We start from the raw sequence: 14,989 nt of genomic DNA, 5'->3' as shown, positions 1-14,989 counted from the left end.
TGCCGGTCATGTTGCCGGCAAACAGCAACGTCGCGCCGAACTCGCCAAGCGCACGCGCCCACGCGAGCGAGGCACCGACGACGAGCCCGGGCAGGGCCACCGGCAAGGCGACGCGCAGAAAGGCGACGGCTGGCGATGCGCCCAGCGTGCGCGCGACGATCAGCATGTCCGGCTCGATCTTCCTGAAGGCGTTGGCCGCGGCCTGAACGAAGAAGGGCGACGACACCACGATCTGCGCCAGGAGCACGGCCTTGTCCGTGAAGGGCACGGCGATTCCGGCGCTGTCGAGGGCGGGCCCCAGCAGTCCTCTTCGGCCAAAGGTCTGCAGGAGCGCGACCCCCACGACCGCTGGAGGGATCACGATCGGAAGCTCGACCATCACTTCGGTGATCCGGGCAGCACGACAAGACGACGACGCCAGCCACCACGCGAGCGGAGTCCCCATGAGCAGCGTGAGCGTGAGGCTCACCAGCGTCGTTCGCAGGCTCAGCCACAACGCAGGCGCGAACAGGGGGTGCGCCGTACCGGCGACGACGTCCTCGAGCGAGCTCGACAAGGCGAGCGCCGCGAACGGCAGCACCATCAACCCCACCAGCAGCGCAGCGAGGAGGCCTCCCAACGTCGGCAGCGGTGAAGGCCGGGAGATCCAGCTCACTCCTCCCCCGTGATGAACCCATGGCGGCTGAGCACCCGGCGTCCCTGCTGCGACAGGACATAATCGATGAATTGGTAGGCCTCGGTAGCGTGGCGCGAGCGCGTGAGGGCACCGATCGGATAGCTTGCGCGGACGTTCAGCGTGTCGGGAATGGGCAGGGCGCGGACCCGGTCGCTGGAGGCTGCGTCCGTGCGGTACACCACGGCGGCGTCTGCTTCGCCCATCTCGATCTTCGCGCGCACGAGCCGAGCGTTGCTTTCTTCGGACACGATGCGGCTTTGCACCCTGGCCACGAGCTTGTTGCCGAGCTCGCTGCTCGCGTGCTGCAGCACCTGACGCGTGTAGATCCCCACCGGCACGTTGTCGCTGCCGATCACGATTCGTGTTGCCTTGCCGAGCCCATCGAAGCGCTCGATGCCGGCGGGATTGCTCTTGGGCACGATCACCACGAGCTCGTTGCGGGCGAAGGTCCGGCTCTGGGACACGTGGTCCGCATCCAGGAGCGCCTGCATATGGCGCTCGTTGGCGGAGGCGAATACGTCAGCCGTTGCGCCTTGTTCGATCTGAAGTCGCAAGACCTGGCTGCCCGCAAAGCTGAGCTGCGCGTCCACGCCGGGCTGGGACTGCTCGAAACCCTGCTCGAGCTCTGCGAACGCTTCCTTCAGCGACGACGCAGCGAAGACCGCAAGCTGCACCTTTGCGACCTGTGCGTTGCCGCGGGTGCCGCATCCGGACAGGAGCCAGCACAGCGGCCAGCACAGCGGCCAGCACAGCGCGGCCATGGACCCGTTCAAGAATAGCTTTCCCACTTCGCCGGCTCCGGCCACCTCTGGCTGCGTTGCTTTCCTCGAAACTACGACCAGTCTAACGATCGAACCCTGTCTTCGGCCACGGGTCAGGCTCGAGCGATCGCGCGTCTAGGGCGGCCCGGCGGTCGGGTATGGCTGACCATATGTAGAGCAAGTAACCGTTCACCCGGGTGCGCGCCTCGACGACGGCTTCCCAGGCGGGTTTCCGGGCTCCTTTCGTCCTCGGCCTCGCCCCGCGAAGTACGCACAGTACTCCTCGGGCGATTCCTGCGGGCGCGCTCGCCCAGAAACCCGACTGAAAACCCGACTTCCGGGAGCCTGAACGGTTAGTAGAGCAAATACTGCCCAATGCAAAGCAAACGCTACGTCTTTCGGGTCAGACGAGTTACGCGACCAGCGCCGGCCCGGGCATCCAGCGCGGGCTCCGGGCTGGTCCGGTTGCCCAATGGTGCTATGTTCCCGGCGCTAGCGCTCAGAGCCGCTACCGCGTTCGCAGGGCACTCGCGCGTGTTAGTACCGCTTGCCAGGGATTACGATGGATTGCCGCCGGTTCTGGCGGCCGTTGGCGGTGTTGCGGTGCTACGGGGGCGGAGCCTGTGAAGGAGGCCGCCGTGAATCCATATTGCCGACACGTGCTTGTGGCGGGCACGCTGCTGCTGCTCGCTGCCGCCTGCACCCTCGACACCCGCAAGGGCGGCAGCAAGGGAGGCGGCGAAGTGCCGCTGCCCGGGCAGCCGGGTGGCGTGTGCACGGGTGCTCTGGTGACCGCGCGCCATGTTACACCCACGGTGATCGCCCTCGTGGACCAGAGCGGCAGCATGAGGGACCCCTTCAACCTCGCCGTGGACGGCGGCCCGTCGCGCTGGGTCCTGCTGCGCAGAGAGCTGGTCGGTACCCCCGACCCGGCATCCCCGCGTTCCAAGCACAGCCTGTTGCACGCGTTCGACGCGACCGTGCGATTCGGGGTCCACTTCTACACCAGCCACGGTGTCCAATGCCCCAGCCTGATCTGGATTCCGCCGGCAATCCACAACTACCAGACCATCCGAGGCGGCTACCTGGCAGGCTGCCAGCCGGGCAACCCGCCCGTTGGCTGCATGCTGCAGCCCGGCGGGGGGACACCAACCGCCGAGACGCTCGATGCCACGACCAACCGCTTGATCGCGACCGGTGACCTCAGTCCCTTTGGCCCCGACATTACGAGAGACCCCGTCATCTACATCCTGGCCACGGACGGAAACCCGCACCCCTGCGACCGGACCCAGCCGCATACGGATACCCAGCGCGTCGAAAACCAAGTGGCGCTTGCCTACTCGCTGGGCGTCAAGACGTACGTGATCAGCCTGGCAAAATCGGATCCGGCAAGGCTGGCGCACCTGCAACGGGTGGCCAACATCGGGGTCGGAAGGCTGCCGAACGACCCGATCCCAGCCCCCTACTGGGAGCCGCTGCACGATGCCCAGCTGCGTGAGGCGCTCCAGGCCATCGTCGGCGGCGCCGTCACGTGCGAAGTGAAGCTCAACGGCGAAGTGCGCAGCACCAACCATTGCCAAGGCGTGGTCACGCTCAACGGGCAGCCGCTTCCCTGCGAGGACCCCAACGGCTGGAGTCTGGCGAATCCGTCAACGGTGATACTGCAGGGGGCCGCCTGCGATCAGCTTCAGATCGGCAGCGCCGTAGTGGACGTCAAGTTTCCTTGCGGCGTGAACGTGGTACTGCTTTAGGCTCCCGGGCGGGCGTTCACGGCATGTGCGGCTACCACGCGGCTCTGAGCGTCCTGCGCCGCCTTGGAGCCAAGGGCGCGCGTTCGTCCATGGCTGGGACCCGCCACACAACAGCACTATAATCCACCACTCATGCCGAGCTCGCCGGACACAGCCGACCGCGACGTCTCTTCGTCCGCTTCTCGGGCCTGCGTGACCGGCGCGCCCAGGCAGGCTCCGCCCGGCGGCATCATGGCCTACCGCAAGTACTACCGAGAGCACGTGCGACCGCGCCTGTACTCGCCGGCACGCCATGCTGTCGTGCATCTGGGGTCGGCCCTGGCAGGCTGCGCGTGGGCCGGGACCCGGCTGGCGAATGTGAGCCTGTCTGAATGGTTGCTCGTACCTGCCGGACTCGTCGTTTCGAGCCTTTTCGTTCATTGGTTTCACCGCCATGTGCTGCACCGACCCAGATTCTTGCTTCGCCGCGCCTACGAGCTTCACACCCTGCAGCACCATCGCTTCTTCGATTACGAGCACCTTGCTCCCGATGAGCGCGAGGACCTGCACATCGTCCTCTTTCCGTGGTTTGCCGGGCCAGCGCTGCTTTTGGCAACCGTGCTGCTGAGCCACCTGCTTGCGCCGTTTATTGGCAGCAACCACGTGTATCTTCTGATGCTCGTTGCCAACGGCTACCTGCTTGCCTACGAAGCGGTCCATTCAGTCGACCATCTCCCCGACAACCATGTGCTCTTGCGCGCTCCAATGCTGGCGTTTTTGCGCGAGCATCATCGCCTGCACCACGATCCCGCCTTGATGGGCAGCCACAACTTCAACGTGGTCCTGCCGCTATTTGACTGGACGTTCGGTACCGGCACCCGCAGCCGAGCCCGCGAGCCGGCATCGCGTGCTGGCGAGCAACAGAAGCGGTGCGATGGCTAACGGCTGCCGCCAGCCGCGCACTGGTGGGTTGCGTGGCACGCATCGCCGCGAGCGCCGGGCACGCCTCTGCGGGCTGGCGGCCCTGATGGTGCTCGGGCCGCTCGTTAGCGGCTGCCTGGTGACGAGCGAGCTTTCCTTCGAGGAGCACAACTTCCCGCCGGTGCTCGCGGACGACCCGTCGGGCGAGACGCCCATCGGGCACATCATCGTGGTCGATGAGGCCGCAAAGGAGACCGTGCTGCGCGCGCAGCTGATGGACCGCAACGCGCAGCAGCCGTGGGTCAGCTTCTGGCGCTACAGGACCCTGCTGCGGCGAGGCCCCGGATTCGATGATCTCACGCTGCCCTGGTCGCTGGGTCCCGGAGGGATCTCGCCGCGGGACAATGCGCCCCAGAGCTTCGAGCTCGCAGTGGGCCATGCCTTGCTGGGCTCGGAAACCGCCGGGTCGTTCGGGGGCCAGTGCTACCGCGTGGATGTGATCGTCAGCAGCGACTTCGCCGCAGGCTCGACCCCGATGCCGGCCCTGCCCGATGACATTGCTCGAGCGTCGTGGTGGCTGTGGAAGGTGAATGCAGCGACCCGGAAGGTCGACCCCGAAACCTGTCCCCGCGAGACCGTGGGGCTCGGGCCCTGACGTGAACCAACCCGGCGCGTATCGGTGAGCTTGAACCTCGGCGGGCCCTTACCTCGGGAACGTCGACGCGATCAAGCCTTGAGTTTCCATCCGGTTCGGAAGATCCACCAAACCGCGACCAGGCACAGGGCCAGAAAGCCCAGTATCGCGGCGGCGCTGATCCCGACGTTGACGTCCGCAGTGCCGTAGAAGCTCCAGCGAAAGCCGCTGATCAGGTACACGACCGGATTGAACAGGGTGACCGTCTGCCACGGCGGCGGTAGCATCTTGATCGAGTAGAACGCGCCCCCGAGGAACGTCAGGGGCATGATCACCATCAGGGGGATCAGCTGTAGCTTCTGGAAATCGTCCGCCCACAACCCAATGATGAAGCCAAACATGCTGAAGGTCACGGCAGTGAGCAGCAGGAAACACACCATCCAGATCGGATGGGCGATCTCATAAGGCACGAACACGCGCGCCGTGATCAGAATCAGCGCTCCCAACATGACCGACTTGGTGGCTGCGGCTCCCACGTAGCCGATCACCACCTCGACGAACGACACCGGCGCTGACAGGAGCTCGTAGATGGTGCCGGCCCACTTGGGCATATAGATACCGAACGAGGCGTTCGAGATGCTCTCGTTGAGCAGCGACAGCATCACCAGCCCCGGGACGATGAACGCGCCGTAGCTGATGCCCTCCACGTCGCCCATGCGCGAGCCGATGGCAGCGCCGAACACCACGAAGTAGAGCGAGGTCGAGAGCACCGGCGACGCGATCGACTGCGTGACAGTGCGGAAGGTGCGGGCCATTTCGAAGCGATAGATCGCGCGTATGCCGTGGATGTTCATTCGCTCACCTGCACCGCTTGCGAGGACTCCGCCGTGTTGGCACGCACCAGGTGAACGAAGATGTCCTCCAACGAGCTTTCACGCGAATGCAGGTCCTTGAAGTCGATGCCGTGCTCGGCCAGCCGTCGCAGCAGCGTGGCAATGCCGGTCTGCTCGGACTGCACGTCGAAGGTGTAGACCAGCGTGTTGCCCTGGTTGCAGAGCTCCAGAGGCAGGCCGGCCAGCTCTTCGGGGATGCGCTCGAGCGGCACCTGCAGGCTCAGGGAGAGCTGCTTTTTGCCTAGCTTGCGCATCAAGGTGGCTTTGTCCTCGACCAGGATGAGCCTGCCCTGGAGAATCACGCCGATCCGGTCGGCCATCTGCTCGGCCTCTTCGATGTAGTGCGTTGTCAGGATGATCGTGACTCCTTGCTCGCGCAGCCGACGGACCATCCGCCACATGTCGTGGCGCAGCTCGACGTCGACGCCCGCTGTCGGTTCGTCCAGAAACAGAATTTGCGGCTCGTGGGCCAGCGCCTTGGCGATCAGCACCCGGCGCTTCATCCCACCCGAGAGCGTCATGATCTTGCTGTCCTTCTTGTCCCAGAGCGACAGTGCGCGCAGCACGCTTTCCAGGTGCGCCGGGTCCGGTGGCTTGCCAAACAATCCACGGCTGAAACGCACGGTGGCCCATACGCTCTCGAACGCATCGGTCGACAGCTCCTGAGGCACCAGGCCTATCTTCGCGCGTGCCGCACGGTAGTCGGACACCACGTCGTGTCCGCCGGCCGTTACGCTCCCGCCGCTCGGCGTGACGATGCCGCAGACGATGCTGATCAGCGTCGTCTTGCCCGCGCCGTTCGGACCAAGCAGCGCAAAGATCTCCCCGCGCTGGATCTCCAGGTTGATGTTCTTCAGTGCTTCGAAGCCGGACGCGTAGGTCTTGTGGAGGTTGGTGACGCTGATGATAGGAGGCACGTGATGCTTCTCCTCGAAAAAGGGCGCTTTCCGCCCCACCGGGGGCAAGCCGCCAACGCCTGGGATCCAGTTTCTAGTGGTCGTGGGGTCGGGTGGCGTCCTTCATCTGCTGCACGAAGGTCGCGGCGGCTCGGGCGGCTTGTGCTGGCTCATCCAGGTAGGGTTCGATCAGGCGGATCAGGGCCGAGCCGCAGATGGCCCCGGAAGCGCCGCTGGCAAGGGCCGCGCGCACGTGCTCGGGCTTGGCGATGCCGAAGCCCAGGAGCGGCGGCGGCGCACCGAGCTCGCTCAGCATGGCGAAGAGCGCTCCGTGGTCGAGCGACAGCTCGCTGCGGGCACCTGTTACGCCACGCCGGGTCACGCAGTAGGTGTACCCGGAGCCCAGGCGAGCCACGCGTTCGGCCGCCCGCCGGCTCAGGTTGGTGGGAGCCAGCATGATGCTGGCGATACCTTGCTCGGCGGCCGCGGCCACGAAGGGCGCTGCCTCCATGCTGGGCAGGTCGGCCACCAGCACCGAATCGAGCCCGGCCTTTGCAGCGCGCGCATAGAAGTCTTGGGGCCCGCGATGCGCCACGAGATTGGCGTAGGTCAGCAGGCCGAGCGGCACATCCGGAGCCGAGTCCCTCAGCTCGCGTACCAGGTCGAGCGCAGCCTCGATGCTCGTGCCGGCCCTGCGCGCCCTCAGTGCCGCTTCCTGCACCACGCTCCCGTCCGCAATGGGGTCCGAAAAGGGCAGGCCGAGCTCCAAGGAGTCTGCGCCCGCGTCCAGCACGGCGCGCAGCAGGCGTCGTGACGTGTCCGGGTCGGGATCGCCGAGCATCAGAAAGGGCACGAAGACGCCCTCGTTCGGCCCGAGGCGCTTGAAGCAAGCGTCGTAGCGTGCGCCTAGCTGCTGCACCGCGTCTTGTCCTTTGCCCGCTGCTGGTGGAACTCCTCGAACTGTCCAAGGTCCTTGTCCCCGCGCCCCGATAAGTTCACCAGCACGCGCTTGATGCCTTCCTCTTGCATCAACTGCAGCGCACCCGCGAGGGCGTGGGCCGACTCGAGCGCGGGGATGATGCCTTCCTTTGCAGCGAGCTTCGTGAATGCTTCGATCGCCTGCTCGTCGCGGGCGCCGATGTAGCGCGCGCGCCTGCTGGCCTGCAGATGAACATGCTCCGGACCCACCGCGGGGTAGTCGAGCCCGGCCGCCACCGAATGGGTGCTGCCGATCTGCCCTTCGTCGTCCTGCAGGACGAGGGTAGAGGTACCGTGCAGGATGCCCGGTCGACCGCGTGCCAGCGAAGCCGCGTGCGAGCCGAGGTCGCTGCCGCGGCCGTAGGGCTCGACACCGACCAACTGGACCTCCGGGTCGTCGATGAAAGCCGAAAAGATACCGATCGCGTTCGAGCCGCCGCCCACACACGCGACCACGGCCTCGGGCAGCTGGCCCGTGAGCTCGAGGTACTGCGATCTGGCCTCGGCTCCGATCACCTCCTGAAAGCGACGCACGATCGTCGGAAAGGGGTGCGGTCCGGCTGCCGTGCCCAGCAGGTAGTGGGTGTCGGGGTAGCTGTCGGACCAATCGCGCAGCGCCTCGCCAACCGCTTCCTTCAGCGTGGCATCGCCGTAGCGTACAGGCACGACCTCGGCCCCCATCAAGCGCATCCGGAGCACGTTCAAGTGCTGGCGCTCCATGTCTTTGGCGCCCATGTAGATGCGGACCCTGAACGAGAGCAGGGCGCCCACCATGGCCGTGGCGACGCCGTGCTGCCCGGCGCCGGTCTCGGCGATCAGGCGCCCCTTGCCCATGCGCCGCGCGAGCAAGGCCTGGCCGAGCACCTGGTTGGTCTTGTGGGCGCCCCCGTGCACCAGGTCTTCCCGTTTCAGGTAGATCTCGCCCTCGCGTGCATCGACCAGGTTGCGGCAGCGGTAGAGCGGCGTGGGTCTTCCCGCGTAGGAGCGGAGCAGCGAATCGAGCTCGCCGGTGAAGGCAGGGTCGAGGAGCGCGTCCCGAAAGGCCTGTTCGAGCTGCTCGAGGGCGGGCACCAGGAGCTCGGGCACATAGGCACCTCCGAAGGCTCCAAAGCGGCCTGGCGAGCCGCCGGCTCGCGGGGACTCTGCGGAGTTTTTACCTTTCGCGGTGACGCTATTGCTCGACATGGCCGTCGCTTCTCGAAGCCGGTCGGAGCGCCTGAAACAGCGCGTTCAGCTTGGGGCCGGACTTGCGCCCGGGGGCGATTTCAACGCCCGAGCACAGGTCGAGACCGTACGTGCCCAGCGCATCCGCCCTAGCCACGTTGCCCGCGTGCAGGCCCCCGCCAGCATCAAGCTCGCGCGGCGCTCGTCGAGCTCCGCGACGCGCGAAAGCACATCGTGCTCGAAGCCGCGACCTCGACCCGGCGCGGGCCCGTCCACGAGCAAGCGGTCTGCTGCTTCGAGCTTGCCCTCGAGCCGGGCCGCGACCTCGGAGGCGCCGTCCTCGGGCCGGATCCGAAGGGCCTGCCAGATCGGCACACCCGGCAGCAGTCTTTTGAGCTCGCGGCGCTGCTCGCTGCTCTCATCGCCGTGGAGCTGCACCACGGAAAGCCGCGCGCGTTCGGCGATCGATGCCACCTCGCGCGCAGGCTGGTCTTGAAACACCCCCACCAGGGGCAAGGTCGCTCGAACGGCGAGCGCCTCGGCCTGTTCGATGCGCAGCCTTCGCGGCGAGGACTGCGCGAAGACGAGGCCGCCGAAACTCGCACCCGCACGTTCGGTGAGCTCCAGGTCCGCTGCGCCGGTGAGCCCGCACACCTTGACCCGGCCGAAGACCAGGGCCTTGGCCGCCTGGCGCGGGTCCTCGGTCTTCATCAAGGCGCTGCCTACGAGCAGAGCGTCCACGCGAGGGCCGACCTGTTTCGCCTGGCTGCGGCTGCGAATTCCGGATTCGGCCACGAGCAGCCGATCGTGCGGCACCAGCGGCGCCAGGCGCTGACTCGTGTCGAGGTCGACGTCCAGCGTCTTGAGGTCGCGGTGGTTGATGCCGACGATGGGCGCATCCAGGTGCAAGGCGCGTTCGAGCTCCTCGGCCGTGTGCACCTCGACCAGGCAGTCCATCTCGAGCGAGGCGGCGAGCTCGAGACAACGAGTTGCCTCACGGTCGTCCAGGACCGACAGCATGAGCAGCACGGCGTCGGCTCCATGGGTCCTTGCCTCGAGCACCTGGTAGCTGTCCACCACGAAGTCCTTCATGAGGATCGGTCCGTCGAACGCTTGCCGAGCCTGCTGCAGATACTCGTGGCGTCCACCGAAGAAGGGGTTATCCGTGAGCACGCTGAGCGCGTCGGCGATCCCGCTGTAAGCTGCAGCCAGGGCGCGCGGGTCGAAGTCTGCGCGCAGCTTCCCCTCCGCCGGCGAGATGTGCTTCAGCTCGAGAATGAACCGGGTTCCTCGGCGGGCGAGCGCTTCCTTGAAGCTGCGCTCGCTCGGGGCAAGGTCGATACGCAGGCGCTCGGCAGGTCGTGCCTGCTTCCGCTCGCGCACCTCCCGCCGCTTGCTCGAGACGATGGTCCCGAGCAGATCAGCCACGGGTTTCCTCCACGAAACGTTCAAGCACGCGATACGCCTCGCCCCGGAGTGCTTCGAGGGCCTGCCCCACTCCCTGCCGCAAGTCATCCGCACGACCGCTCAGCCACAGCAAGGCGCCCGTGTTCAGTGCCACGCTGTCGCGTTGGGCCGGCGGCCCCTGGCCCTGCAGCAGGCGACGCAGGCCCTGCGCGTTGGCCTCGGGGTCGCCTCCTTGCAGGTCGGACAACGCAGCCGTCTCCAAGCCTGCATCGCGTGGATGCAAGGTGAGTGGGCGAAACCCGTCGGGGCCGACTTCGATCGCTTGGGTAGTCGCGTGAAGCGCGATTTCATCGAGTCCCCCTCCGTGCACGACCAGTGCACGCTGCACGCCGAGCTGGCTGAGCACCCGTGCGACCGGTTCGAGCCAGCGCGGATGGTATACCCCCACGAGCTGGATTGGTGGTCGCGCGGGATTGACCAAGGGGCCGAGCAGATTCATGACGGTAGGTGTAGCCAGCGTACGCCGAACCTTGGCCGCGTGGCGCAGGCCGGGGTGGTAGCTTGGGGCAAACAGGAAACAGACCCTCGTGCGATCGAGCGCGCGCCGGGCCACTTCGGGTGCCGGGTCGATGCGCGCGCCCAGGCGCTCCAGCACATCTGCTGAACCGCACTGGGACGAGACCGAGCGGTTTCCGTGTTTGACGACCGGCAGCCCCGCGGCGGCCGCCGTGAAGGCGACCGCGGTAGAGACGTTGAAGGTGCCCAGCCGATCCCCTCCGGTACCCGCACAGTCCGCGAACAACCCGTCCGGGCGCGGGAAGGGCGTTGCGGCCTCGAGAACAGCCTGTGCGGCGGATCCGATTTCGATCGCCGACTCGCCCCGCGCCTTGAGCGCGACCAGGGCCGCGCAAAGCTCGATGTCGTCGAGCTTCCCCACGACCAGGGCGTGAAACAGGGCCTTCGTTGCCTCCGGCGGCGGTTGCTGCCCGTCGATCCATGCGTGAACGGCCTCATGCATGAGCGGTGTCCTCCATCAGCAAGCGCACCACGTTTCGCAGCAAGCTGTCCCCCTCGGGAGTCAGTATCGACTCGGGGTGAAACTGAAAGCCAATCTGTCTGGATGCAAGATCGGAAATGGCCATGGCCATGCCTTCGTGCCGGGCGTGCACGCGAAAGCGCGCCGGTACCTCGTTCACGCACAGGGAGTGGTAGCGCGCCACGCGCAGCGGGCAGGGCAGCCCGCTGAAGGGTCCCTGGCCGTCGTGTACGAGCCGGGTGGCTTTGCCGTGCACCACCTGTGCTGCGCGCACGAGCTCGGCGCCGGCTTCCTCGAGCACGGCCTGATGCCCCAAGCAGATTCCGAGCACGGGCGCGAGCCCCCTGAGACGACGCACGAGCGGCACCAAGCAGCCCGCGGACGCCGGCCTGCCCGGCCCGGGCGATAGCACCACCAGCCTGCCCTGCGCCAGCTTGTGGGCCTGCTCCACCGAGACGGAGTTGCGGTGAACCGAGACCTCGAGGCCGAGCCGCCCCAGGGCCTCCGCGAGATTGTGCGTGAAGGCGTCACGGTTGTCGATCAGCAAGACGCGCTTGTTCGCGACGCAACCGCTCTTCATGACGCAACCGCCTTGAGCGCATCCAGAAGTGCCTGGGCCTTGCGGCGCGTCTCGATGGCTTCGGCCATCGGGTCGGAGTCGGCGACCACGCCCGCGCCCGCTTGCACGCGCGCGCTGCCCTCTTTCACCAGGGCCGCACGGATCGTGAGCGCCGTATCGAGCTCCCCTTCGTTGGTAAAGTAGCCGACCGACCCCGCGTAGGGTCCGCGCTTCGTTGCCTCGACCTCGCGCAAGAGCTCCGCAGCCCGCAGCTTCGGGGCTCCAACCACGGTGCCCATGTTGAGCGTGGCCTCGAGCGCGTGCAGGGCATCCAGCTCCGGGCGCAGTGTTCCGCATACCGTGGAGACCAGGTGCATGACCCTGGCGTAGCGGTCCACGCCCAGGAGCTGCCGCATCGAGCGCTGTCCAGGCAAGCACACTCTGGCCGCATCGTTGCGAGCCAGATCCACCAGCATCATGTGCTCGGCTATCTCCTTGGTATCGAGTCGCAGCTCCGCCTCCAGCCGGTCGTCTTCGTCCGCGTCTTCGGCTCGACCCCGCGTTCCCGCGATGGGTCGCAGCCGCAGCATGCGCTCGGCACCCTGACGGCGCACTTCTACCGCCGTTTCCGGTGACGTCCCAAAGAGGGTGTGGTCGTTCGCGGCCACGAAGAACATGTGAGGGCTCGGATTGCTCACGCGCAACGCACGGTAGGCTGCAAGCGGGTTCGGGCAGGGCAAGCCAAAGACCCGCGAGGGCACGATTTGAAACACCTCACCCTCGAAGATGCGTTCCTTGAGCTCGGCCACCTGCCGGGCGTACTGCTCGTCGCTGAGCGAAACTTCGAGATCCGGGAAACTGGCCACAGGCCCGCTTCCAGCCACCCTGTCCCTGGGGGGCGAGGGCAGCTGCGCCTCTGAGGGGCGCTCCCGAAGCCGCCGCAGGGTATCGACCACGCGCGCGTGCGACCGGTGATCGACCTCGCAGCGATCCCCATCCCCGCCGAAGACCGTCGTGATCACACGACAGGTCTCGGAGGGATGCTCTACGATCACGAGCTCTTCGGCCAGCCAGAACAGGAAGTTCGGGTAATCGAGCGGATCGAGCCTGGGCCCAGGCAGCGACTCGACGGTGTCGATCAAGTCGTAGGCGAACACTCCGGCTGCCAGCACGGCATAGGGCTCGGGCTCGCCGAGCGGCGTGTAGCCTGTGGTCACGGCGCGCAGGGCGTCCAGGGGCGATGGCTCCTGCAGGCGTTCCGTGTCGAGCAGGCCTTCATCGGGCCGCGGTCCGAAATCGGCGATCAGCTTGCCGCGCTCCTTGCTGAGCGTCGAGGCGCGATCGGCCAGGCGTCCGGCCGCGTGCTCCAGAGCCGCGTTGCCGTTGTCCGAGTGCGCTTGAAGGGTCACCGTACGCTCTCTGCAGCTAAGCGTCACCGCAGCCTTGGTCAGCACGATGCTGCGGCGAGCCAAATGGTGCTCGCGCGCGGTCGAGTCCAGCACGACGCCGGGCCGCGGTGCGCCCAGCGCGCCGAACAGCTCCACAGGGTCCGGAGCATAGGGCAAGCGACTGGCGAACGTCCGGACTTCGCCCGGCCCTGGCGCGGGTGCTGACGTCATGGCGAGGTACTAGCACCGTCCGCGGAGATTTGAAGCGGTGAAGCAGCTAGCAGAACCGCTAGCTACATGACGGTGCGAAAGTAGGGGAGGTTTTTCCATGATTTCGGCAACCGGATAACTGGGCGGTCAACCGAAGCTGCGCTTTGTCGCGGGACCGAGCCCGAGGCCGAGAGGGAGAGCGAGTTCGGATTCGGAAGCAGAGGGCAGAGGCCGAGACGGAGGCAGAGGGCCGCGGTGGAGGCAGAGGTCCCGATGCCGATGCGGAGGCGGATGTCGGGTTCGGACATCGGGCTCCCGGTTCCGGGTTCGGGTTCCGGGGTTCGGAGCTTCATGGGCTCGCTGGAGATGCACGAGCCGCACTCGGCCACGACGATCCTCGGCGGCCAACCCCGGACAGTTTCACGGAACTGCCCGCTTCTTGGCTCTTCGCGATCAGCCTCGCTGGTATACCTCCTTCGGAAGCGCCTCCCCTTTCAACGTAACCTTCATCTGGTCATCATCATTCGTGATAGCAAGAAGAGTACCGTCGATTTGAAGACGGATGCTACTGTCCTTGACGAAGACTTTCTCCAGCTGACCCGTAGCCTCGGAGATTGGCCGCCACGTCGTAGACGTATGCGGCGCGTCTCCGATTTCTCCGTCGAAGGTCGTAACCAAGACGCTACCGTCGCCAGCACAACCGAATGTGAATCGCAGCCCGCTCTCAAAGCTGAGCAGCAATTCACCCGCTTCCCCCTGCTGCTCGAGTCCGAAGAACACAACCTGCAAAGCGACGGACTGAACAAGCTGTCCTACAGATCTCTGGAGTCGGTCGACTGCGTTCTTCATGGAACGACCGTCCCAGAAAGGAAGCGTGCGTTGCTCGAACCACCCGGTAAAGCAAAATACGTGACGAAGTCTCCGCCAGGCGTGGTAACGACCACATCCCTTCCCCGCCGGAAGAAGTGGACAGGCCCTTCAGTTCCTCCAGGTCCCTGACCTCGAAATGTTCCCGACAACGGGGCGCGCGAAGCCGACCGGGGTTGGCTGCGTGCGCGAAGCCGAACAGGGCTGGCGTCCGCTGGCGTAGAGGCGGCGGCCGTCGCCCATGAGGCAGCAGGGTGTCCGGTATTTCAAGGGGTTTGCGTCTCGGTACGGTCGTTGCTGCGAGCACGGACATGACGCAACCACGACAGTACCTGCCGGGCTCCACGTACATGCTGACGCGCCGGGTGATCGGGAGGCACTACCTGCTGCGGCCCGATGAGCTGGTGGGGCAGATCTACTTGTATTGCCTGGCCACCATGAGCGAAAAGCACGGCATCGTTTGCCACGGTTTCACGCTGATGAGCTCCCACAGCCACTTAACCGTGACCGATACACGAGGGGAGCTCGGTGCTTTTCTGCGTGACTTCCACCGGCTCGTGGCCAATGCGATGAAGCTGGTGCGCGACTGGGACGGCATCCTGTGGGACGGCAGCGAGCCCTCCGTCGTACGCCTCGAAACACCGCATGCATTTCTCCAACAGGCGGCCTACGTGATCGCGAACCCGGTCAGTGCGGGCGCGGTACCGCGCTCCAAGCAGTGGCCAGGGCTTAGGCGTCGGGTCAAAATAACATCGCCACTTCGATTTCGATCCATCCCGTCCAGCGGTGTTGCGCCGCCTTCGAATACAGGGAGTATTCGCGCGACAGCGCGCCTTGCTGGCCGGGCGCCTCAAAACCGACCTGGCAAT

14 protein-coding genes and 1 pseudogene are annotated in these 14,989 nt (G+C 66.2%); 4 read left to right on the top strand and 11 right to left on the bottom strand.

Translation table 11 applies throughout. From position 1 onward, the window contains the following. Together MJD61_05975 and modA are read right to left on the bottom strand one after the other, a co-directional pair. A partial coding sequence (locus MJD61_05975) for an ABC transporter permease subunit (protein MCG8554823.1) occupies nt 1-655 on the bottom strand: 655 nt, incomplete at its 3' end. After that, nucleotides 652-1,464 carry a molybdate ABC transporter substrate-binding protein gene (gene modA, locus MJD61_05970; protein MCG8554822.1) on the bottom strand — a complete coding sequence of 271 codons (813 nt, stop codon included), beginning with the start codon at nt 1,462-1,464 and terminating at the stop codon, nt 652-654. The genes modA and MJD61_05975, both read right to left, overlap by 4 nt. A 611-nt stretch (nt 1,465-2,075) precedes the next feature. Between modA and MJD61_05965 the strand changes: the two genes are divergently transcribed. The 3 genes from MJD61_05965 (at nt 2,076) to MJD61_05955 (ending at nt 4,743) form a co-directional block, all read left to right on the top strand. Next, nucleotides 2,076-3,188: a hypothetical protein gene (locus tag MJD61_05965; GenBank protein ID MCG8554821.1), complete on the top strand. Its 1,113-nt coding sequence runs from the start codon at nt 2,076-2,078 to the stop codon at nt 3,186-3,188. 132 nt (nt 3,189-3,320) lie between these two features. After that, complete coding sequence (locus MJD61_05960; protein ID MCG8554820.1) at nt 3,321-4,109, top strand: sterol desaturase family protein; 789 nt, start codon at nt 3,321-3,323, stop codon at nt 4,107-4,109. Beyond that, the gene (locus MJD61_05955) at nt 4,102-4,743 is read left to right on the top strand and encodes a hypothetical protein (GenBank protein MCG8554819.1); all 642 of its coding nucleotides are present in this window, start codon (nt 4,102-4,104) and stop codon (nt 4,741-4,743) included. The genes MJD61_05960 and MJD61_05955 overlap by 8 nt, the downstream gene beginning before the upstream one ends. 71 nt (nt 4,744-4,814) lie before the next feature. Here the strand turns inward: MJD61_05955 and MJD61_05950 are convergent, their stop codons facing one another. From MJD61_05950 to MJD61_05910, 9 genes and pseudogenes are all read right to left on the bottom strand, one after another. Next, a complete protein-coding gene (locus MJD61_05950; protein ID MCG8554818.1) occupies nt 4,815-5,576 on the bottom strand; it encodes an ABC transporter permease in 762 nt (253 codons plus the stop codon). Continuing rightward, nucleotides 5,573-6,532, bottom strand: coding sequence for an ABC transporter ATP-binding protein (locus MJD61_05945; GenBank protein MCG8554817.1), 960 nt, complete (start codon nt 6,530-6,532; stop codon nt 5,573-5,575). Before MJD61_05945 ends, MJD61_05950 begins: the two co-directional genes overlap by 4 nt. 73 nt (nt 6,533-6,605) lie before the next feature. Next, a complete protein-coding gene (trpA, locus tag MJD61_05940) occupies nt 6,606-7,430 on the bottom strand; it encodes a tryptophan synthase subunit alpha (GenBank protein MCG8554816.1) in 825 nt (274 codons plus the stop codon). Then, entirely contained in the window at nt 7,418-8,674 is a 1,257-nt protein-coding gene (trpB, locus tag MJD61_05935) for a tryptophan synthase subunit beta (GenBank protein MCG8554815.1), read from the bottom strand. The genes trpA and trpB overlap by 13 nt, the downstream gene beginning before the upstream one ends. Then, nucleotides 8,661-10,168, bottom strand: a pseudogene (gene trpCF / locus MJD61_05930) (bifunctional indole-3-glycerol-phosphate synthase TrpC/phosphoribosylanthranilate isomerase TrpF). Before trpCF ends, trpB begins: the two are co-directional and overlap by 14 nt. Further along, nucleotides 10,074-11,078: an anthranilate phosphoribosyltransferase gene (trpD, locus tag MJD61_05925; protein ID MCG8554814.1), complete on the bottom strand. Its 1,005-nt coding sequence runs from the start codon at nt 11,076-11,078 to the stop codon at nt 10,074-10,076. Before trpD ends, trpCF begins: the two are co-directional and overlap by 95 nt. After that, nucleotides 11,071-11,676 (bottom strand): gamma-glutamyl-gamma-aminobutyrate hydrolase family protein, encoded by a 606-nt coding sequence (locus MJD61_05920; protein ID MCG8554813.1) that lies wholly within the window; start codon nt 11,674-11,676, stop codon nt 11,071-11,073. Before MJD61_05920 ends, trpD begins: the two co-directional genes overlap by 8 nt. After that, entirely contained in the window at nt 11,673-13,274 is a 1,602-nt protein-coding gene (locus MJD61_05915) for an anthranilate synthase component 1 (protein ID MCG8554812.1), read from the bottom strand. Before MJD61_05915 ends, MJD61_05920 begins: the two co-directional genes overlap by 4 nt. Before the next feature lie 432 nt (nt 13,275-13,706). After that, entirely contained in the window at nt 13,707-14,102 is a 396-nt protein-coding gene (locus MJD61_05910) for a hypothetical protein (protein MCG8554811.1), read from the bottom strand. A 329-nt stretch (nt 14,103-14,431) separates the two neighbouring features. Here MJD61_05910 and MJD61_05905 point away from each other — a divergent pair. Further along, nucleotides 14,432-14,989, top strand: a 558-nt coding sequence (locus tag MJD61_05905; GenBank protein MCG8554810.1) for a hypothetical protein, incomplete at its 3' end; no start/stop codon positions are given.

The organism is Pseudomonadota bacterium (genome assembly GCA_022361155.1).
GTDB lineage: Bacteria > Myxococcota_A > Polyangia > Polyangiales > JAKSBK01 > JAKSBK01.
The sequence above is the reverse complement of the archived record's forward strand: the minus strand, read 5'-3'. Positions and strand labels throughout refer to the sequence as shown.